Genomic DNA, 21,418 nt, shown 5'->3' on the forward strand with positions numbered 1-21,418 from the left:
TCCTACTCCGGATGGAGTTTGTCCAGGAAGGGCAGCAGCCACAGCAGCCGCCGGGTGCCAACACGAACGTTCACGGGGTAGACGGTGCCCAGGTAGTCCGTGGCCTTGCCCACCGCGGCGCCAGGCTGGAACCGGGCCACCACCACGGCCGAGGGGCCCGAGAGCGCCTGAGGCGGCAGCTCCAGCCCGAAGCGAGCCTTCGCGGCCGCGGGGCTCAGCACCTGCGGGCCTACCGAGAGAATGGTCGAGGAGTCCGCCACGACGCCAGGGCGGCCCTGGAGGAACAAGGGCTCTCCGGCCTTCAGGCGCGGCAACGTCGCGGGAGGAAGGAAGGCCAGCAGCAACGGTGCCTCTCCGGCGTCCTCCACTCGCGCCTGGGCGGCCTCGACAACCACCGCCACTCCAGCCTCGAAGCGAGGCACCTGGGCGCTCCAAGCCAGCGCACCCGCGGCGAGCACCAGGGACAACACCAGCCACAACAGCACGAAGCCCCGGGGAGAGACGAACGCCGGGAGAATGAGGCGAGCCCGCCCTTGAATGAACCGCTCCAGCGCTCCTGCTCGGAAAAACGACTTGCCTGGGACGTTCATGGCAGAGGGAGGAGGCGCCTTCGGTAGGGGCGATGAAGGCGCCGCGATGAGCCGCAGCGCTTCCATCATTGCTCCGGGATGCTACCTCCCCATGACGAGCGGGGGAACCACCCCTGCTGGAGCAGCAACTAGCAGCTGCACCAGTCGCAGCTGGAGGGCGCAATAACAAGTGCGCCGGTCTCGAGCGCTTCGTCAGTCAGCTCGAGGATGCCCGCGGGGTTCGCCGGGATCATGTCCTTCTCAGACTCGGACAGCTGGCTGCGGAACTCCTCATCCTTCCACGCGCGGATGATATCGGTCTTGTTCGACATGGGGGTACTCCTTGCACTGCGGGGGTGAGCTGCTGCGATTGCGCCCTGGCGACAGCTTGCTTGCTCTACTTCCGGGCAGGCCCAGGTTACGGATCATTTCACAAGGAGTACAAGTCCGAAGTGCAAAATCTTATGACTCCTGTTGGCAAAGCTGCGAGGCCTGGAGACTCAGGCCACCGAGAGGACGGCGGGAACCGTGGATTCTCGGAGAATGGGTCGGCGCTCCTGGCCGAGCCGCTCCAGGAGCGTCGCGGCGCCAGCGCTGCCCGGGGCCTGGGTGAAGCGCTCCTGGAGCCGGCGGGCATTGCGCCGCAGCGAGTCGCTGGAGAGCAACTCCTCCACCTTCTGGCCAAAGTTCGCGGCGGACACCTCGGTGGGGTGGAGGTGAAGCGCGACGCCGGCCAACAGGCAGCGCAGCGTCAAGTCCGACTGCTCCCCGCCGCCGCCGCCGGGCACCAGCAGCAGCGGCAGGCCCCGAGTGAGCGCGCCCAGTACACCCGTGGTCGTAGCGCTGGAGATGACACCGTGGGCGTGCGGCAGCACCAACGCCTGAGGCACATGCGAGCGCACGTAGAAGTTGGGCGGCACCTCGCCCAGCTCACCATCCATGCGGCCCGTGGAGGCCACCACGCGCACGGGCCGGTTCCCGAGCGCCTCGCACATGGGGCGCCAGAACCCCGGAGAATTGAAGACGCGGCCCGGCTGCGTATAGAGGATGGGCTCGCCCGACTCGCGCGCCTTGGCCAGCCACCGCTCCAGCTGCGGATCCGCGCTGGGGAAGTCCCACGCGCAGCTGCCCACCAGGTGCGTCTGGGGCTGCAGCAGCTCCACCTCCCCCTCCAGCTCCGGCACGCTCTGTAGCAGGTGCAGATCTCCCAGCAGCGGCGTCTGCTCGGGCGGCACCTCGCGCTTCGGCAGCCAGAAGATCTCCGTGCAGATGTTGTAGGACTCCATCAGCCGGCCATAGCGCTCCGGGATGAACTCCTCGTAGGTCTGCAGGCCGTGAAGCCGGACGACCTGGTAGGCGCGCAGCTCCGCGGGCAGCTTCCGCTGATAGGCCTCCGTGGGGAGGATGTTGGCTGCCAGGCCGATGACGGCCGTGGGAATCTGGTGGCGCGCCCCCGTGAGCACGGCCCCGAAGGCCATGGCGTGCCCCACGAGCACGTCCGGGGGAAACTCCTTCATCGCATGCTCGAAGTGCTTCACCTGCCGGGCCTGATCCAGCGGGTTGGCGGAGTGCTCGACCGTGAAGCTGGGCCCGTCCTGAGGGCCGCGGGGGATGCGCCGCATCCCCACCTTCTCCAGCCAGGGGGCCATCGCGGGCCCGGTGACGAAGGCCACCTCGTGCCCGCGCTGGCGCAGCTGCTCGGCGATGGAGACGGCAGGCCCCAGGGAGCCATGCGAGGTCAACGCACTGAAGAGGAAGCGCAAGGCCCGAACCCCCGGTCGCCCACCAGCCTGCCGCATCCTTGCCGCACTCTCAAGCCGAGTGCTACCCTGACTGCCCGACTCAGTGGGTCTGTTGGCGCCCTGTCCCGGTCCGAGCGAGGTTGGCGATGCCAGGTATCGACGAGCACGTGACGAGAGCCCCATGAGCCTCCGGGTGGACTTCATCGAGGGGAGCCGGATCGCGCTCTTCTCGTTGAGGGCTCACAAGCTGCGCACGCTGCTGACGACCTCGGGCATCGCCATTGGCGTGGCGACGCTGCTGGCCATCGTCGGCATCATCCAGGGCCTGGACGCGCTGTTCGCCCACCACCTGGCCGCCATGGGCTCCAACACCCTCTTCATCTCCAAGCAAGCCTTTGGCGGTGGCGGGTGGGAGGTGCGCCACCGCAAGGACTTCGACTTCAAGCAGGTGGAGGCCATCCGCAGGCAGTCCTCCTACGCCACCACCGTGGCGCCGTTCACCACGCTGCAGACCGAGGTGTCCTTCCGCGAGGTGCACCTGCCCTCGGTCATGGCCGTCGCGGCCACCGAGGAGTACCTGGACGTCTCCGGCTACACGCTGCAGAGCGGGCGGTTCCTCTCCCAGGTGGACGACAGCAACGCCCTGCCCGTGGTGGTGCTGGGCTCGGATGTGGTGAGCACGCTCTTCCCCGACGGCGTGGCCGCGGACGCCACCGTGCAGCTGGACGGCTTCCCCTTCCGCGTCATCGGCACGCTGGCGCCCCGGGGCAAGGCGCTGGTGATCAACTTCGATCGCTCGGTGCTCATCCCCTACAAGACGCTGCTGTCGCGCTACGGCAAGAAGCGCTCGATGCAGATCATCGTCGGGGTGGACACGCCGGAGAACGTGGGCGCCGCCGAGGACGAGCTGCTGGGCATCCTGCGCCGCGCCCGCGACATCCCCACGGATCGCCCGGACGACTTCGCCATCAGCCGGCCCGAGCAGCTGATGGACCTGTACAAGAAGCTCACCGGCGCGCTGTACGGGGCCGTGCTGGGCCTGGGGCTGCTGACGCTGCTGGTGGGCGGCGTGGGCATCATGAACATCATGCTCGTCACCGTGCGCGAGCGGACGCGGGAGATCGGCGTGCGGCGGGCCATGGGCGCCCGGCGGCGCACCATCATCCTGCAGTTCCTGCTGGAGGCGGTGGTGCTGTCCGCGGTGGGCGGCGCGGTGGGCACGGCGGTGGGCCTGGGGGCGGCCAAGACGGTGGCGGCGGTGTCCCCGCTGGAGGCGGCGGTCCGGCCCCTCACGGTGCTCTTCGGGGTGGGCTTCGCCGCCTTCGTGGGCCTGCTGTCCGGCATCTGGCCCGCGGCGCGCGCCGCCCGGCTTGACCCCGTGGAAGCGCTCCGTCATGAATAACTAGCGCATGCAGTTCCTCCTCAACAGCCTCCGTCTGGCCTTGAGCACCTTCTGGGGAAACCCGGTGCACTCCCTGCTGACGGTGCTGGGCATCATCATCGGCGTGACGACGACGGTGGGGATGATGGGCGTCATCGAGGGGATGAAGCGCAAGGTAAACCAGGACATGATGTACCTGGGGGTGAACACGTTCGAGATCTCCCTGCCCCAGCAGGGCGTGACGCTCGGAGACACCCGCCAGCAGCTCGGTGACGAGCTCACCCTGGAGGACATGCGGGCCATCCGCGAGCTCAGCCCCTCCAGCGGCGCGGTGTCGGCCACCCAGTACATGACGAACCAGAAGATCTCCTCCGCGGAGAACGCGACTCCGCCCAACGTGCTGCTGGTGGGCGGCACGGCGGAGTGGATCGACACGCACGGGACGACGCTCGCCTCGGGGCGCTTCTTCTCCGAGGCCGAGGAGCTGGACGCGCGCAAGGTGGCGGTGCTCGGCGCCACCGTGGCGGATCAGCTCTTCCCGCACCAGGAGCCGCTGGGGCAGGTCATCCGCGTCAAGAACCAGTCGCTGACCGTGGTGGGGCTCACGCAGCGCCAGGGCAGCATGGTGGGCATGGTGAACCTGGACAACCAGGTCATCATCCCCCTGGGCACGCTGCGGCAGCTGTACGGCAACATCCAGTACCTGGAGATCAACGTCCAGACGCAGGACGCGCAGTCCTTCGTCCAGGCCCAGGAAGAGGTGGCCCTGGTGCTGCGCACGCGGCACCACATTCCTCCGGGCAAGGAGGACCCGTACGCGCTGACCACCAACGAGGCCAGCACGCGCACCTTCAATCAGATCTCCATGGCCGTCTCGGCCACGGGCGCCAGCGTGTGCCTGCTGTCGCTGCTGGTGGGCGGCATTGGCATCCTCAACATCATGCTGGTCTCGGTCACGGAGCGGACCTCGGAGATCGGCGTGCGCAAGGCGCTGGGGGCCAAGCGCCTGCACATCCTGACGCAGTTCGCCATCGAGGCGACGCTGCTGGCGCTGGTGGGCGGGCTGGTGGGGCTGGGGCTGGGCTATGGGCTGGTGTTCGGCGTGAAGTGGGTCACCGGCCTGCCCTCGGTGGTACAGCCCTGGGTGGCGGGCGTGGCCCTGCTGACGAGCTCGCTGGTGGGGCTGCTGTTCGGCATCTATCCCGCCGCCCGCGCGGCGAAGCTGGATCCCGTCGAGGCGATGCGGACGGAATGAGGCGCGGCGCCACGGGCGCATGCGCGGAGCGGCAAGACATGAGGGCACGGGATGACTCGCTGGCAGGGGCGCTGGGCGCGGGGGTGCGGCAGCCCGTGCTGAGCTCGCGCGAGGAGCTGACGCCATACAGCTTCGACTTCGGCCGGACCGTCCAGAAGATGCCCGTGGCGGTGGTGAAGGCCCTGTGCGAGGAGGATCTCGTCCACACCTTGCGGGTGGCGCGCGAGCGAGGCGTGCCCGTCAGCGTCCGGGGGGCGGGCCACTCGTGCCGGGCGCAGTCGCTCTGCGAGGGCGGCATCGTGATCGACAACAGCGGCGGGGATCCGCACGTGGTGGTCGAGGAGGACGGCCGGGCCACCGTCACCACGCGGACGCGCTGGGGAGAGCTCGAGGCCGCGCTCAACCTCGCCGGCCGCACCGCGCCCGTGCTCACGGACCACATGGCCACGGCGGTGGGAGGCACGCTGTCGGTGGCGGGCTACGGCGCCCGCTCGCTCCAGTACGGCGCGCACCTGGATCAGGTGGAGCGGCTGCGGCTGATCTTACCGGACGGCTCGGCGCGCTGGTGCTCCGAGCAGGAGAACGCGGAGCTGTTCCAGTACGCGCTGGGAGGCTTCGGGCAGGTGGGCATCATCGAGCAGGTCGTCATGCGGACGCTGCCCTACCGCCCCGTGGTGCGGATCCAGCTCAACCACTTCGCCTCGTTCTCGGAGATGGTGGAGGCCATCGCCTGGACGGCGGAGTGGGAGGAGAAGACGCCAGATCACTTCTTCGGCCAGCAGAAGAACGGGGCGGTCATGAGCGTCTTCGGCACCAGCCACGAGGACGTGGAGACGGCCGAGGCCACGCCCATCGCCGGGCCGCCGAGGCAGCTGGTGAAGGACCGGGTGCACATGCTGGCCCGGCCCACCTACTTCATCCAGGCCCGGACGATCGCCGAGGATCCGGCGGCGCGCCCGCGGCAGTACTGGAGCGACTACTGCTTCGAGCTCGAGGGGCTGCGCGCCTTCGTGAAGTACCTGGAGTCGCTCCCGCGCGAGCGGCTCTGGGACAAGAACTGCATGGTGCGCATGCTGTGCCTGCGGCGAGGCAGGACGCGGTGGCCCTTCGACATCCGGTCCATCGGCACGGCGCCGCGGCTGTATGGCATTGGCATCTACTACCGCATCGAGCCAGGAGAGGATGACAAGGCGGCCCGGGCGCGCGCCTCGCACCAGGACTTCCTGGCGCGGTGCCTGGAGCTGGGTGGCCGCCCGTACCTCTATGGCAGCAATGAGCTGACGCCGGAGCAGATGCACCAGGTGTACGGCGGCGCCTACGAGCGCCTGCGCGCGCTGCGCCGAGAGCTGGATCCCCAGGGGCTGCTCAACCGGGGAGGCTTGCCGTAGTGGGCGGCGGCCGGGCGGGTGCAGCCCTCCGCCTGCTCAGAGGTGCTCGGCGGCGGACTCGGTCCGCGGGGGAGTCGCGGGCTCCGTCTCCCGGCGCAGCAGGCCTCGGCTCATCAACGCCTTGAGCACCTCCAGGCTCCGCTCCAGGCCGAGGCCCGCCCATGCCTCGACATCGGCCACCTTGAAGCGCTCGCGCGTGGCGAGGCCCTTCACCAGCGGCAACGCCTCTCCGGAGAAGGCCAGCTCGGTGCTGTTGCCATAGACATACACGGCGGCCACTCCGCCTGGGCCCGGCCGGGTTCCATACGCGAGCGGATAGGGCTCCGTGCGCACCAGCACATCCTCGGGCTTCAACGGGGAGGTGGGTGGCTGACCCGCCACCGCGAGGACCGGGCTGGCACCGGAGGCGCGGCGCCAGAGGCGCTCGATCTCGGTCTCATCGCTGGCCAGCTTGCCCAACAGCTCCTGCAGCTCGGTCAGACGCGCGGAGATGAAGCGCCGGGCCTCCGCTGGCACGCCAGCCTCCGGAGCCAGCGCGGTGAGGGAGGCGGGCACCAGGGCGCGCCACTCCACCTTCTGCTGCAGCACGCGCTCGAGCTCCGGCACGAGGATGCTCATGAAGCCCGAGGTCGAGCATGACATGGTCAGCGCGAGCGAGGGCTCTCCGCTGGCCTTGGCGTTGTGCCAGCAGCCCGGCGGCAGATACAGCACATCGCCGGGCTCCATCATCACCTCCTCGAACTGGCTCTCGTCCGGGGTGGGCACGTCCTTGACGGGCTTGTTGTCGGCATACCGGACGCGGCCATCTTGTTCGACGATGGCGTTGCGCGCCGGGTAGTGCATCGCCGGCAGGCGCGAGTACCGCCACAGCTTGCGGCCCGAGATCTGGATGATGGTCGCGTGGCGCGCGTCGTAGTGGGTGTCCAGGCCCTCGCCTTCCGGAGACAGGTAGCAGCTGAAGTGGATGGGGGTGGCGAGGTTGAGCTGGCGCTTGATGTGGGCGGCGAACCGCGCCAGGCCCTCGTCCCCCGCGGAGATGTCGTTGACGCAGATGGTGGTGCGGGAGGCGAACGCCTCTCTCACCTGGTGAGGGCCGATCTCGATGGCGGCATACAGGCCATGGCGGTTGCGCCAGAAGGCGCGGATGCCGAAGGAGGAGGGCGCCCGCTTGTCGTAGTTGGCGTGCAGGATGGCCCGATCGAAGCGCTCCTGGTCGAACAGCCCAGCGAACTTCTCGGGTGTGCCGCGGATGTGGAGCGCCTGCTTCTCCCAGTACTCCGTCAGGAACTTCTCGGGAGCGACAGGGTGGAGCAGCTCCGCGAGTTCACGACCAATATCGCCGGGCATGGGACGACTCCTATCGAGCAGCCTGGGATGCTAACCGGAAGCTCTCGCCGCGCGCCACGTGGGGCCGCTTCAGCTCAGATGAGCCGCGCGCAGATGGCGCTGTGCAGATCCGCGCCCGTCTCCGTCAACACCAGGCGCGCCCCGCGCAGCTCCGCCAGGCCGTGCTCCACCAACCGCGCCACCTCCGCGCGCCGTGGCTCCGGGTCCTGGCCGTAGGCGGTGCACACCGCCTCCCAGTCCACGCCCGAGCGCAGCCGCAGCCCCATCGCCAGCCGCTCCTCGAAGAGCTCCTCCGGGCCCAGCGCCTCGCGGCTCGCCTCGGGCAGGGTGCCCTGCTCCACCGCCTTCAAGTACGCCTCCGTGCTGCGCAGGTTCACGTACCGGTGGGGCGAGGGCGTGTGCAGCATCCCCGAGGCGCCCACTCCCAGCGCCAGATACTCGCCGCCCGTCCAGTACAGCGCGTTGTGCCGCGAGCTGTAGCCCGCTCGCGCGTGGTTGGAGATCTCGTACCGGCTCAGGCCGTGCGCGGCGTACACCTCGCGCAGCGTGGCGGCCATGGCCACCACCTCCTCGTCCTGAGGCAGCGCCACCTCTCCGCGCGCCAGGCGCTTGGCCAGTGGGGTGTCCTCCGCCAGCACCTCGCGCTCCAGCGTCAGCGCGTAGGTGGACAGGTGCTCGGGCTCCAGCGCCACCGCCCGCCGCGCGTCCGCCTCCACCTGCTCGCGTGTCTGCCCGTGGACTCCATAGATGAAGTCCATGGAGACCACCTCGAAGCCCGCACGCCGCGCCATCCGGAACGCCGCCTCCGCGCCCTGCGCGTCATGCGCCCTGCCGAGCGCCTTCAGCGTCTCCGGCTGGAAGGACTGCACGCCCAGCGAGAGCCGGTTCACCCCCGCGGCCTGGAAGCCCGCGAAGCGCTCCGCGTCCGCCAGCTCCGGGTTGGCCTCCAGCGACACCTCCGCTCCGGGCGCCACCGGCAGCCTTGAGGCGATGCCCTCCAGCACCAGCGCCACCCACTTCGGGTGCCACAGCGAGGGCGTGCCGCCGCCAAGGAAGATGGACTCCAGCGTCCGCTTCCGAAGCTCCGGCGTGGCCGCCAGCCGAGCGTCCAGCTCCTTCAGCACCGCGTGGGCGTAGCGCTCCTCCGGCACCTGACGCGCCACGGCCACGGCGAAGTCGCAGTACGGGCACTTCGCCAGGCAGTAGGGGAAGTGCAGGTACAGCCCGAAGCGGGCCGCCGGCATCCCGGTCCAGGCATCGATGGGAGCGGAGAACGGCATAGAGGGTGGTTGCTACTTCTTGCCACCCTTCAACTGCGCCTCCAGGCGGGCCAATTTCGCCTTGTAGGTGGCTGCCGCCTCGATGGCGGACTCGGCCTGAACCAGCTTCTTCTTCATGGCCGTGATGTCCGCCTTGAGCTTGTCGCGCTCGGCAATCAGCTCCGCGGGAGCCCCTCCTGCCGCCGGGGCCGCCGGGGTGGCACGCGCCTGCTCCAGCTCCTGCTCCAGGCTCTGGCGCTGGGCCTGCTCCGCTTGCAGCGACGACTCCAGCTCGGCCAGCCGCTGCTCCAGGCTGGTGCGCTCGGCCTGCTCGGACTGCAGCGTGGCCTCCAGCTGCGCCAGCTTCTGCCCGAGCGCTCCCTGCCCACCCCGCTCCGACTGCAGCGCCGCCTCCGCCTGCGCCAGCTTCTGCTCCAGCGCCGCGCGCACCTTGGCTGTCTCGGCCTCCTGCTGCTTCTTCTGCGTGCGCAGGGTGTTCTCGGCCGCCGCCTGCTGGTTGGCCGCCTTCTTCACCGCGGCCTCGGCCTCGCTCCGCGCCGTCTCCAGCGCTCCTTCCAGCATCTTCACCCGCTGGGCCAGCCGCGACGACTTGTCCTCCGCCTCCGCGCGCGCCGCCTCCAGCTTCGCGTTCAGCTCGGCCACCTGCGTGTCGCGCTGCGCCCCGCCCTTCTCCAGCGCCGTCGCCCGCGCGGCCAGGCTGGCCTTCTCCGTCTGCGTGGCCTGGAGCGTGGCCTGTGTCGTCTGCAGCGTGGCCTGAGTCGTCTGGAGCGTGGCCTGCGTCGACTGGAGCGTCGCCTGCACGCTGTTCAGCGTCGCCTGCAACGTGTCCATCTCCCCAATGGCCTGATCGCGCTCGGCCCGCACCGTCGCCAGCGCCGAGGTCAGCTCCTCCGCCTGGGCCTCGGCGTTGCGCGCCGTGTCCGAGAGCGCCGCCGCGTCCGCATCGATCCGGTCTCGCAGCGCCACCTGCTCGGCCTCGCTGGCCTCCAGGGAGCCCCGGAGCGAGGACACCTCCACCTCCGCGGACTGGGCCCGCTCGGTGAGCGCGGCCACCTCCGCGTCCAGCTCCTGCACGCGATCCTTGAGCGTGGCCACCTGCCCCTCGGCCACCTCCGCGCGGCCGATGAGCGATCCCGCCTCGGAGGTGCGCGCCGAGAGCGCCGCGCGCACTCCCACCAGATCCGCGTCCTTGAGGGCCAGGGTCCGCTCGAGCTCGGCGATCCGAGTCCTGAGCGAGACTTTCTCGCCCTCGAGCGTCTCCACCTGCTGCCGCGCCGTGGCCAGCTCCGAGCGGGCCTCGTCCCGCTCCGCCTCCATGAGCTGGGCGCGCGACTGCGCCTCCTCGAGCGAGCTGCGAGACCACTCGCTCTCGCTCTCCAGCGCGCTCAGGTTGCCGTTGGCCTCGGCCAGCGCCGTCTCGAGCTGGCTGTTGCGCAGCGACAGCTCCTCGCGCTCGGTGGACAGGGACTGGTGCTCGGTGTTGACCGCCTCGAGCTCTCCGGTGAGCCGCTCCACGTCCGCCAGCGCGGCCTGGAACTGCTCCTGGACGGCCTCCATCGTGCCCTGGGCCTCGGACTTCTCCGCCGCCAGGTCCGCCACGCGGTCCTGCGCCAGCGAGAGGGCCTCCTTCGCGCCGATCAGCTCCTCGGCCAGGGAGGCGCGAGCCTCCCGCTCGGCTCGCAGATCCTCCTGGAGCCGAGGCAGCTCCGCCTCCACGTCCGCCAGCGCGCGAGCCAGATCCTTGCGGTCCGACTCCACCGCCTCGAGCTCGCCCTGGAGCTCCGACAGCTTCGCCTCGGCGGCCGCCGCGCGCTTCTCGTGGCGAGCCTGGGCCTCCGTCACCTGGGCCAGCTTCTGCGGCAGATCCTTCAGCCCGCCGAGCTGCCCCCGAGCGTCCGTGAGGTCCTTCTTCGCGTCCGTGAGCTCCTTGGTGAGCTGCGTCACGGACTGGCGCAGCGCGGACAGCTCCGAGTCCTTCTCCGAGTACAGCGAGCGCGCCCGGGCCAGCGTCTCCGTCTTCTGCTTGAGCACCTGGCGGAAGAACTCGAGCTTCTCCTCCGGCGCGGCCCCCATGGGCATGCGGGGCTCGGCAGGCTCACCGAAGGGATCTCCCGCGCCGAGCGGACGCGTGCTCTTGGCCACGGGCGAGGCCACACCCGCCTGGCTCCCGCTGGGAATGGGCGCCACAGGCCCGCTCTTGCTCAGGGGCGAGGTGTACCCGGCCTGGCTGCCGCTGGGGATGGGCGCCGGAGCCGTGGCGGCGGCGACATTCCTTCGGGGCGGCAGGGGCGGAGGTGCCGCGGGCGCGGGCTTATTCACCACGGGTGCGGACGCGGGGGGACCGTCATCCAAGCTCTCACGCAGGTCCGCGAGCGGATCCAGCTCTTCAGGCGGTGCCATGTCCCGCGCAGGTTATCGCCCGTTGGGGGTGTTCTCCAAGATACACCCGCTGGATTAGCGCCTGCCCCTCTGGCCGGAGCCCGGACGTGCTTCCGGCTCGCTCGGGAGCGTCGGGGGCGTTAGGCAGTAGGGAAACCTCACGCTCCGTCTTGCTTCCGTGCAGGGCCGGTGCCAGCTTCGGACGCCTCTTATGCCCCTCCGCTACGCGCTCCCCAACGGGCTCACCGTCGTCTTCGAGGAACAGCACGCCGCCAAGGTCGCGGCCTTCCAGGTCTGGGTGAAAGTCGGCAGCGCCGACGAGCGCCCGGACCAGGCGGGCCTGGCCCACCTCCACGAGCACATGCTCTTCAAGGGCACCGAGCGCCGGGGGCCCGGAGAGATTGCCCGGGACGTGGAGGCCCACGGCGGGGAGATCAACGCCTGGACGTCCTTCGACCAGACGGTCTACCACATCGTCATCGCCAGCCAGTTCGCCCGCATGGGGTTGGATATTCTCGGCGACGCAGTGCGGCACTCGGCGTTCGACAAGGACGAGCTGGCGCGGGAAATCGAGGTGGTGTGCGAGGAGATAAAGCGCAGCCAGGACACTCCGGGCCGACGCGCCTCGAGGGACTTGTTCGCCACGGCCTACCAGGTGCACCCGTACCGGAAGCCCGTCATCGGCACCGAGGAGAGCGTCCGCAGCTTCAGCCGGGAGAAGATGCTGGAGTTCTACCACCGCTACTACTCGCCGAAGAACCTGGTGCTCTCGGTGGTGGGGGACCTGCGCGAGGCGGAGGTGCGCACCTGGGTGGATGAGATTTTTGGTGGGGACTGGGGCCGGCCCTTCGAGGGCCTGGCGCCGCGCGCCGACGAGCCGGCAGCCTCGGGCCGCCGGCTGATGCTGCGTGAGGATGACGTAAAGGAGGCCCACCTCCACCTGAGCTTCCTCATCCCCCATTCGGCGCACCCGGACGTGCCCGCGCTGGACGTGCTGGCGATGCTGGCGGGCCAGGGGGATGCGTCCCGGCTGGCGGTGGAGGTCAAGCGCAAGCTCAACCTCGTCAACGAGGTCCAGGCCTCCGCGTACACGCCGAGGGATCCGGGCCTGTTCAGCGCCTCGCTCACCCTGCCGTCGGCGAACCTGGCCCGGGCGCTGGAGGAGTCGGCGCGGGTGCTGGCCGAGCTGCGCGCCCAGCCTGTGTCCGCCGACGAGCTGGCCACGGTGAAGTCCCTCATCGAGGCCGAGGCCGTCTACCAGCGCGAGACGGTGCAGGGCGTGGCGCGGAAGATGGGCTACTACCAGTCCTCCATGGACGGGCTGGAGGCGGAGGAGCGCTACTACCAGACGGTGGCCCGCCTCACCCCCGAGGATGTGCGGGACGTGGCCGAGCGCTACCTGCGCTTCGACCGGGCGGTGCTCACGGGGCTGTTGCCCCAGGGCTCGGGCTTCACCCAGGCCCAGGCCGAGGAGATCCTCCACGCGGTGGCCCACGAGGCCCCCACCGTGCGGCCCGAGCGGCGGGTGCGCCGGCCCGCCAATGACGTGCCCATGCGCGTGGTGCCCTCGCGCTCGGGCACGGGGGAGATCATCCAGGAGACGCTGCCCTCGGGCGCGCGCGTGCTGGTGCGCCCGGAGCACGGTGTACCCCTGTTCGCGGTGCGCGCGGTGTTCGCCGGAGGGCTGCGCTACGAGACGGCGGCCACCAACGGGCTGACGACGCTCTTGGGCCGCAGCCTCTCGCGAGGCACGCGCACGCGGGACGCGGAGGAGATCACCCAGCTCACGGACGCCTACGCGGGCTCGCTGTCCGGAGTAGGCGGGCGCAACTCGGTGGGGGTGCGCGGGGAGTTCCTCTCTCGCCACTTCGAGCCGGGCTTCCGCCTCTTCGCCGACTGCGTGCTCGAGCCCTCCTTCCCCGAGGCAGAAGTGGCTCGCGAGCGGCGCCTGCTGTTGCAGGACATCCTCACCCGCGAGGACAAGCCATCCGGGCTGGCCTTCGACTTGTTCAGCCGGACGCTGTACCGGGCGCACCCGTACCGGATGCCCGCGCTCGGGGAGCACGGCTCGGTGGAGGCGCTGGGGCCCGAGGCGCTGCGCGCCTACCACGCGGCGTACATGGATCCGTCGCAGCTGGTGCTGTCCGTGGTGGGAGACGTGAAGGTGGAGGAGGTGATGGCGCTGGCGCGGGAGTACTTCGACAAGCCGCGAGGCAGCGCGAAGCCGGCGCCGGTGCTGCAGGCGGATCCGCCTCCGGAGCAGCCTCGGCAGGAGAAGCGGGTGCTGGCTCGGGCGCAGTCACATCTGGTGTACGGGTTCATGGGCATGCGGCTGAATGATCCGCGACGGCACGCGCTGGAGGTGCTGTCGATGATCCTGTCCGGCCAGGGCGGGCGGCTCTTCGTGGAGCTGCGGGACAAGCGCTCCATGGCCTACAGCGTGAGCAGCTTCACCATCGAGGGCGTGGATCCGGGCTACTTCGCGGCGTACATCGGCACCAGCCCGGAGAAGGTGAACGACGCGCTGGCGGGCATCCGGACGGAGCTGGCGAGGGTGCGCGAGGAGCGCGTGTCGGACGCGGAGCTGGAGCGGGCCAAGCAGCACCTGATCGGCACGAACGAGATCGGCCTGCAGCGAAACGCCTCGCGCGCGGCGCTGCTGGCGCTCGACAAGTGCTACGGGATGGAGCTGGAGAACTTCCTGCACTACTCGGACAACATCGCCGGGGTGACGGCGGAGGCGGTGCGCGAGGTGGCCCGCCAGGTCATCGACTTTGATCACAGCGTGCTGTCCTCCGTGGGGCCGTGAGCCACCGGGCGCCTGGCGCGTACCCGGGTAGGATCACTGGGAGTGGAAACCCAGGTATCATTCCCCTGGCAGCGTCAGGCCGCTCTATGGACAGTCCCCTGAAACAGCTCGTGCCGCCTTCCAGCCCGCCTTCACCGGGCGATTTGCTGGAGGGCACCCTCATCGCCGACCGCTTCACCGTGGAGCGCCTGGCAGGCCGTGGCGGCATGGGGGTCGTCTACCGCGCCCGAGACTCTCTCTCCAGCAAGAGCGTGGCCCTCAAGCTGCTGCACCCTGCGCACAACACCGAAGCCCTTCAGCGCTTCACGCGTGAGGCCTCGCTCCTGGTGGAGTTGCAGCACCCCGGCATCGTCTCTCACGTGGCCCACGGGCTCACCGCTCAAGGCCAGCCCTTCCTGGCCATGGAATGGCTGGAGGGGGAAGATCTCTCACAGCGCCTGGCGCGTCAGCCCCTCTCCCTCTCGGAGACACTCGGCCTGATACACCGTGCGACGCAAGCGCTGGCGGCCGTCCACCAGCGCGGCATCCTCCACCGCGATCTCAAGCCCTCCAACCTCTTCCTGCGCGCGGGAGATCCCAACGCTGTCGTGGTGCTGGACTTCGGCTTGGCGCGCCATCAGCAAACCTCGCTGGGCATGACGGGTAGCCGGGCCGTGCTCGGGACTCTGGGTTACATGGCGCCCGAGCAGGCCTCAAGCGAGGGCGCGCTCACTCCCGCAGTGGACGTGTTCTCGCTGGGCTGTGTCCTTTACGAGTGCCTCACCGGCAGGGCGCCCTTCTCCGCTCCGCACTTCGCCGCCGTGCTGGCGAAGATCCTCTTCGCTCAGCCTCCGTCGCTGCGTACACTGCGCCCGGAACTGCCCGAGTGGCTCCATGCCTTGGTGGAGCGGCTGCTAGCAAAGGCTCCGCAGTCCCGCCTCCCGGATGCCGGCGCCCTGTTGGCCCTGCTGTCCGAGCCCGGAACGCTCTCCGAGCCCCCACACCTGCTGACCACCGAGCCCCAGTCCACTGCTCTCTCGCCGGGCTCCGAGCAGCAGCTCATCAGCGTCCTGCTGGCCTCGCCGCGAGCCGCAGCTTCTCACGATGCCACGATGGCGCTGCTCCCCCGCGGAGCGCTGCGCGACTCGCTGCAGAGCATGCTCGCGCCGTATGGCGGCCGCACGGAGTTGCTGGCCGATGGCTCGCTGGTGACCACCCTCGTGCCCGAGCGCGGCACCGCCAGCGATCAGGCCGCCCTGGCCGCACGCTGCGCCCTGCTGATCAAGGAGAGCTGGCCGGAAGCCTTCGTGGTGCTCACCACTGGCCGCGGCACCCTTCAGAAGCACCTGCCGGTGGGCGAGGCCATGGAGCGCGCCGGACAGCTCCTGCGCCAGCACGAGCAGTGGCCCGACGCCTCGGGCCAGGTCCTGCTCGACGAGACCACCGCGGGGCTGCTGGGCTCCAGCTTCCAGCTCAGCCGCCCCGAGTCGGGCACCTTCTTGCTCCACGGGCAGCAGGCGGGCTCGGATGACTCCCGCCCGCTGCTGGGCCGCCCCACCCCTTGCGTGGGCCGGGAGCAGGAACTCTCCATGCTGGAGCTGCTCTTCACCTCGTGCGCCGAGGAGCCCTCAGCCCGGGCCGTGCTCGTCACCGCTCCAGCGGGCATGGGCAAGTCCCGCCTGCGCCACGAGTTCCTCCGCCGCCTGGAGCGGCGCTCGCCCCAGCCCCTGGTGCTGATGGGGCGTGGCGATCCGATGAGCGCCGGAGTCGCTGGGGGATTGCTGGGCCAAGCCTTGCGCCGACTGTGTGACATTTTGGATGGCGAGCCCCTGGAGGTGCGCCAATCCAAGCTGGCGGAGCGCCTGGGGCGCCATGTGCCCGCAGAGAAGGCACAGGATGTCATCGAGTTCCTGAGCGAGCTGTGCGGCGTGCCCCTGTCCGACACGGCCAGTGCTCGCCTGCGCGCCGCCCGCGCCGAGCCGCTGCTCATGGGCACTCAGGTGAGCCGGGCCCTGGTGACCTTCCTTCAGGCGGAGTGCGCTCGCGGTCCCGTGCTGCTAGTGCTCGAGGACCTACACTGGGGCGACGCGCTCACCGTCAAGCGTGTGGATGAGGCGCTTCGTGAGCTGGCCGAGCACCCCCTGATGGCGCTGGCCCTGGCACGGCCCGAAGCCAAGGAGCTTTTCCCCGGCTTATGGGCACCCTACCTGCAAGAGTTCTCACTGCGAGGGCTAAGCAAGAAGGCCTGCGCCCGGCTGGCCCAGGAGGCGCTGGGTCCACGGCTCTCCGAGTCCACCACCCAGCGTATTATCGAACAGGCGGCCGGCAATGCGCTCTTTCTCGAAGAGCTGATCCGTCTCGTGGCCGAGGGCCGGGAGCACTCCTTGCCGGAGTCCGTGCTGGCCATGCTCCAGTCTCGCATCCTGCGGCTGGATGCCGGCGCCCGGCAGGTGTTGCTGGCCGGCAGCATCTTCGGCCGCTCCTTCTGGGCTGACGGCCTGACCGCGCTTCACTCCGCGGAGTTGCGGCAGGAGCTCCCGCTGCACCTGCAGCGGCTCGTGGCGCTGGAGATCATCGAGCCACAGCCGGCCAGCCGCTTTCCCTCCGAGGCTGAGTACCGCTTCCGCCACGCTCTGCTGAGGGACGCGGCCTATGGCCTGCTGCCGGAGGAGCCCAGACGCTTGGGCCATCGGCTGGCCGGAACTTGGCTGGAGCAGCGCGGTGAGCCTGACTTGAAGGTGCTCGCCGAGCACTACCAATTGGGCGGGGAACTGGAGCAGGCCGCCCGATGCTACGCTCAGGTGGCCGAGCAGCTCTTCTATCGAGATGATCCCACGGGAGCGCTGCGGTGCGTGGAGACAGCCTTGGCCTGCGGCGCCAGCGGTACGGTGCTGACCCGGCTGCGTGCGCTCCAGGCGTCCATCGCTTTCTGGATGGATGAGCATGAACGGTGCTGCGCGCTGGGCGGCCCCGTGCTTTCCGAGCTGCCAGCAGGCAGCCACTCCTGGTGCATGCTGATTGGCAGCTTGATTGCGAGTGCCGCCTTCACCGGGCAGCAACAGTATGTGGCCGAGCTGGCCCAGTTCCTCTTGCGCACCTCGCCTGATCCGGGCGCCCTGGGGCACTACATCCTAGCGCTGTACGGCTTGACCATGATGACCATCACGTTCGGTGCACGGCAGCAGGCGCTGGCGTTCATCTCGCGGATGACCCAACTGGCCGCTCGCGATGCGGCACATGATCCCCTAATCCGTGGCTGGCAGGGACTGCTCAAGGCTTCCTTCGAATACTATCTGGCGGGCAGTCCGTGGCGGGCGCTCGCGGAGGCCGAGCAGGCCGTAGCGGCCTTCGAAGAGATCGGCTCGCGCACCTGGATTGGCGCTCAGACCATGGTGGGGATGCTCCATGTGGTGCTGGGAGAGATGGCGCTCGGCGTCTCGAAGCTACGCGAGAGCTTGGCCACCGCCCAGCAAATCGGCGAACGCTTCCCCATCATCTTTGCCCAGGTCCATCTGCTCCTGGCGCTGGCGGCCAGCCCGGAGCCTGCCCTGCAGGAGGAGGCGCGTACGCTCGCGCTCGAGTGGCCTGCCTCCGCGATCTTCTCTCATCTGCAACGAGGCCAAGCGTATACGGCGCTGGCCCAGTTGAGTCTGGCCAGCGGCAGTGTGGCCGAAGCCGAAGCCCGGGCACGTGAGGCGTGTGAGCTGCTGTCCACTTTCCTTCCCTACAAGGTGTTTACTCGCCCCTGCCTTGTGGCCGCGCTGCTCGCGCAAGGGCGAGCCACAGAGGCGCGGGAGGTAGCACGGCTCGGAGTGCAGGAGTTGGAGCAGCTGGGTGGCAGCGGTGCCTGCGGGGTGGCCCTGCACCTGGCGCTGGCCGAGGCCTGCTTCGCTGTCGATGACGCCTCAGAGGGCGACGCGGCTCTCCGCGAATGCCTGCGATACCTGCGCGTGCGCGCCGAGGATATCTCCGAGCCCATGGCCCGCCAGCACTTCCTGCAGCAAGTTCCCGAGAACCGCCGAGTTCTGGAGCTGGCCCGCCAGCGCTGGGGCTCCCTGGGTCCTCACGGGTTCCCCGACGCCTAACCCCGATGCCATGCCCCGGGCTCTAACGAAGGACTCGGAACAGTGATTCATGCGCTGTGTCCAGGAGCGTGATCAGCTTACCCTCTCGCTCCTGGAGGCAGCCATTCCTGAAAAGGTCCAGGCGTACAAGCAGCTCGAGAAGTGCATCCTCCAAGAGGCCCAGACCGCGTTCGAAAAGCAGGGTTGGTCTGTGCCTGGTCAGCGCAGGCCAGCAAGGGTTCTCTCGCAGGAGTGCGCAAGACCGCTGCACTCATTGCAGACTTCGAGCGCAAGATGCGTGGCAAGAAGATCCATCCTGGATTGCAGCAGCAGATCGACACAGTGCTGGCACGAGCCCGGAAATTGATCGAGCGCAGTCCAAGCTACTCCTCCAGCAGCCGGCGGAGGTAGGCCTCCCGGTTCAGCAGGAAGTCCCGCGTGAGCGAGTAGTGCTCCGTCTGCTCGTAGGCCACCTCCGTGAGCCCCTGCTCCGAGAGGTGGTAGATGCGCGCGTTCGGATAGGCCAGCAGCAGCGGCGAGTGCGTCGAGATCACGAACTGGCAGGAGCTCCGCACCAGATCATGAATCGCGCGCAGCAGCGCGAGCTGGCGCTGCGGCGAGAGCGCTGCCTCCGGCTCGTCCAGGATGTAGAGCCCATTGGCCCAGAAGCGGTTCTGCACCAGCGCCAGGAAGGCCTCGCCGTGCGACACCTCGTGGTGGTGGATGCCCCCATGACTCGACATCGCGTCCGGGTTGTTCTCGATCTCCGTCGCGACGTTGAAGAAGCTCTCGGCCCTCAGGAAGTAGCCCGTCTTCGGCCGGCGCGTCCCTCGCGAGAGCCGCAGGTGCTTGTGCAGCTCGGACTCGGATCTCCTCGTGGCGAAGTTGAAGTTCCGGCTCCCGCCCTCCGCGTTGAAGCCCGCCGCCACCGCGATGCCCTCCACCAGCGTGGACTTCCCGCTCCCGTTCTCGCCCACGAAGAATGTCACTCGAGGGTGCAGCTCCAGGGTCTCCAGCCCTCGGACCGCCGGGATGCTGAACGGGTACTTCCCCAGGTCCGGCACGCCCTCGCGCAGGAGCGTCACCGAGCGCAGGAACGTATCCATCCCACCCGTGAAGCCCTCCTCTGACTGCTGCCTCTTCCTTGCCATCGTGCCCGGGAGCCATACCACCGAAGGTTGATTGGCAGGCACTTCACCTGCCCCGCGGGGCCGCAGGGTGGGTGTCTCAGCCCCGTTAGGATGACACGCACTCCGTCGGGGGGGCCGTCATGTCAGTTCGAGCCGCGGTGTTGGAACATCCTGGCATCCAGGCGCAGCAAGAGCCCTCTCCCCCTTCTCCCTGGCTCGGCCCCTGGCTCCTGGCGTGGCTCGACTCGCTGCTCTCGAAGCAACTGCCTCAGAACGCCTCCGCGGAGCTCGCCCGCTACCGGGTGCTCATGGGCGCCACCCTCTTCCTGCTGCTGCTCAGCCTGCTGGATCTCGCCTATGGCCGGATGATGGCGCGCCCCTTGCTGACGGACCTGATGAGTCTCGTCATGGTTGGAGCGCTGCTGGCCACGCTGGTGTTGCTGCGCCGGGCGAGCTCGTCCTCCCTGCCCGCCTGGCTCCTCTGCTCGGTGTTGACGCTGGAGCTCGTCATCTCCCTCTTCCGCAACGAGCCCACCCGCACCCCGCATGCGGCGATCATGCTGAGCCCCTTGCTCGCGCTCTATCTGCTGGGGCCTCGGCGGAGCCTGCCGTTCGCGCTCTTCCTGAGCGCCGTGCTGGGCGTGGCCGTGCCCCTCCTCCACCCCGCCGCCACCCCCGAGGCCCTGCCCTACCCCGCCGCGCATTACTGGATGCTGAACGGCTTCGCCGCCCTCTGTGTGCTGGGGAGCTGGGCGCTGGGCGCGCTCTACAGCACCGCGCACGCTGAGTCCGAGGCCGCCCACCGGCAGACGTTGCGCAGCCTGAGCGAGAGCGAGGGCAAGCTGCTCAGCCTCATCGAGAGCACGGATGATCTGGTGTGCTCGCTCGATCTGGAGGGGCGGCTGGTGACCTCGAACACCGCGGCGAAGCATGCCTTCTTCAGGCTCTTCGGCCAGGAGATCGCCCCCGGGCAATCCTTTTTCCGAAGCACGACCCCCGAGCGCAGGAAGATCTGGGACGAGCGCTTCGCCAGCATCCTCGCCGGAGGGCGCCTGCGCTTCGAGGAGGAGCTCCGGTTCAGTGACAAGAACGCCACCATGGAGACCAGCTTCAACCCCATCCGCGGCGCGGACGGCCGCATCACCGGGGTGACGATCTTCTCCCGCGACATCACCGCGCGCAAAGAGGCCGAGACCCGGCTGGCGGAGCTGCACCGCACCCTGGTGGACATCTCCCGTCAGGCCGGCATGGCCGAGGTGGCCACCGGCGTGCTCCACAACGTGGGCAATACCCTCAACAGCGTGAACGTCTCGGCCCAGCTCATCGCCGACACGCTGCGCAAGCCGCGGGTGGCCCGGCTCGTCCAGACCGTCGAGCTGATGGAGCAGCAAGGCCCGAACCTCGGCGCCTTCCTCGCCTCGGACTCCAAGGGCTGCCAGCTCCTGGCCTACCTCAAGGTCCTCTCCCAGCAGATGGGGGAGGAGCAGCAGGCGCTGCTCCAGGAGATGCAGTCGCTCAACAAGGGCATCGAGCACATCAAGTCCATCGTCAACATGCAGCAGGAGCACGCGCGCACCGTGGGCACCGTGGAGCGGCTGCCCGTGCCCCAGCTCATCGACGAGGCGCTGCGCCTGCACTCCCACTCCATCGAGGGGGCGGGCATCCACATCGAGCGCGACTACGCCCAGGCCCTTCCCATCCTCGTGGACCGGCACAAGCTGCTGCAGATCCTCGTGAACCTGCTGAGCAATGCCCGGTACGCCCTGCTCGAGGCGGGCCGGGAGGACAAGCGCCTGAGCATCCGCGTCCGCGCGACGCCTGACAGCCAGCGCCTGATCATCGAGGTGGCGGACAACGGCGCCGGCATTGCCCCGGAGCACCTGCCGCGCATCTTCAGCCAGGGCTTTACTACCAAGAAGGATGGGCACGGCTTTGGCCTGCACAGCAGCGCCCTGGCCGCCACGGAGCTGAAGGGGCGGCTGTCCTGCGTCAGCCCCGGTCCCGGGCAGGGCGCCACCTTCACGCTGGAGCTGCCCATGAAGGCCGGTGAGCAGGCCGCGGAGCTGACCGTGGCCAGGGCCCGCTGAGCCAGGCC

Annotated in this window: 13 protein-coding genes; 6 read left to right on the forward strand and 7 right to left on the reverse strand. The window is 69.4% G+C overall.

Features of this window, described 5'->3' with window-relative positions; translation table 11 throughout:
• Positions 1–2 precede the first annotated feature (2 nt).
• The 3 genes from ACJ8AT_RS29995 to ACJ8AT_RS30005 form a co-directional block, all read right to left on the reverse strand.
• On the reverse strand, positions 3–590 hold the full coding sequence (locus tag ACJ8AT_RS29995) for a hypothetical protein (protein WP_407741355.1): 588 nt from the start codon (positions 588–590) through the stop codon (positions 3–5).
• Between the two features lie 128 nt (positions 591–718).
• On the reverse strand, positions 719–901 hold the full coding sequence (locus ACJ8AT_RS30000) for a mersacidin/lichenicidin family type 2 lantibiotic (RefSeq protein ID WP_407741356.1): 183 nt from the start codon (positions 899–901) through the stop codon (positions 719–721).
• Between the two features lie 168 nt (positions 902–1,069).
• Positions 1,070–2,332, reverse strand: coding sequence for a glycosyltransferase (locus ACJ8AT_RS30005; RefSeq protein WP_407741357.1), 1,263 nt, complete (start codon positions 2,330–2,332; stop codon positions 1,070–1,072).
• Positions 2,333–2,492: 160 nt separating this feature from the next.
• On the opposite strand from ACJ8AT_RS30005, the gene ACJ8AT_RS30010 reads away from it, so the two are divergent.
• The 3 genes from ACJ8AT_RS30010 to ACJ8AT_RS30020 are packed head-to-tail and all read left to right on the forward strand — an operon-like array spanning position 2,493 to position 6,335.
• Positions 2,493–3,713 carry an ABC transporter permease gene (locus tag ACJ8AT_RS30010; protein ID WP_407741358.1) on the forward strand — a complete coding sequence of 407 codons (1,221 nt, stop codon included), beginning with the start codon at positions 2,493–2,495 and terminating at the stop codon, positions 3,711–3,713.
• Between the two features lie 7 nt (positions 3,714–3,720).
• Positions 3,721–4,947, forward strand: coding sequence for an ABC transporter permease (locus tag ACJ8AT_RS30015; RefSeq protein WP_407741359.1), 1,227 nt, complete (start codon positions 3,721–3,723; stop codon positions 4,945–4,947).
• A 38-nt stretch (positions 4,948–4,985) separates the two neighbouring features.
• Complete coding sequence (locus ACJ8AT_RS30020) at positions 4,986–6,335, forward strand: FAD-binding oxidoreductase (RefSeq protein ID WP_407741360.1); 1,350 nt, start codon at positions 4,986–4,988, stop codon at positions 6,333–6,335.
• Between the two features lie 36 nt (positions 6,336–6,371).
• Here ACJ8AT_RS30020 and ACJ8AT_RS30025 read toward each other — a convergent pair whose 3' ends face one another.
• The 3 genes from ACJ8AT_RS30025 to ACJ8AT_RS30035 all read right to left on the reverse strand — a co-directional run bounded on the left by ACJ8AT_RS30025 (position 6,372) and on the right by ACJ8AT_RS30035 (position 11,362).
• On the reverse strand, positions 6,372–7,682 hold the full coding sequence (locus tag ACJ8AT_RS30025) for a JmjC domain-containing protein (RefSeq protein WP_407741361.1): 1,311 nt from the start codon (positions 7,680–7,682) through the stop codon (positions 6,372–6,374).
• A 74-nt stretch (positions 7,683–7,756) separates the two neighbouring features.
• Entirely contained in the window at positions 7,757–8,962 is a 1,206-nt protein-coding gene (gene hemW, locus ACJ8AT_RS30030; RefSeq protein WP_407741362.1) for a radical SAM family heme chaperone HemW, read from the reverse strand.
• Positions 8,963–8,974: 12 nt separating this feature from the next.
• Complete coding sequence (locus ACJ8AT_RS30035) at positions 8,975–11,362, reverse strand: gliding motility protein (RefSeq protein WP_407741363.1); 2,388 nt, start codon at positions 11,360–11,362, stop codon at positions 8,975–8,977.
• Positions 11,363–11,552: 190 nt separating this feature from the next.
• Between ACJ8AT_RS30035 and ACJ8AT_RS30040 the strand changes: the two genes are divergently transcribed.
• Together ACJ8AT_RS30040 and ACJ8AT_RS30045 are read left to right on the forward strand one after the other, a co-directional pair.
• Positions 11,553–14,150: a M16 family metallopeptidase gene (locus ACJ8AT_RS30040; protein WP_407741364.1), complete on the forward strand. Its 2,598-nt coding sequence runs from the start codon at positions 11,553–11,555 to the stop codon at positions 14,148–14,150.
• A gap of 86 nt (positions 14,151–14,236) precedes the next feature.
• Complete coding sequence (locus tag ACJ8AT_RS30045; RefSeq protein ID WP_407741365.1) at positions 14,237–18,214, forward strand: serine/threonine-protein kinase PknK; 3,978 nt, start codon at positions 14,237–14,239, stop codon at positions 18,212–18,214.
• 362 nt (positions 18,215–18,576) lie between these two features.
• Here ACJ8AT_RS30045 and ACJ8AT_RS30050 read toward each other — a convergent pair whose 3' ends face one another.
• Positions 18,577–19,299 carry an AAA family ATPase gene (locus ACJ8AT_RS30050; RefSeq protein ID WP_407741366.1) on the reverse strand — a complete coding sequence of 241 codons (723 nt, stop codon included), beginning with the start codon at positions 19,297–19,299 and terminating at the stop codon, positions 18,577–18,579.
• Positions 19,300–19,463: 164 nt separating this feature from the next.
• Between ACJ8AT_RS30050 and ACJ8AT_RS30055 the strand changes: the two genes are divergently transcribed.
• Positions 19,464–21,410: an ATP-binding protein gene (locus ACJ8AT_RS30055; RefSeq protein WP_407741367.1), complete on the forward strand. Its 1,947-nt coding sequence runs from the start codon at positions 19,464–19,466 to the stop codon at positions 21,408–21,410.
• Positions 21,411–21,418 lie beyond the last annotated feature (8 nt).

It is taken from the genome of Hyalangium sp., from assembly GCF_045802625.1.
Taxonomy (GTDB): Bacteria; Myxococcota; Myxococcia; order Myxococcales; family Myxococcaceae; genus Hyalangium.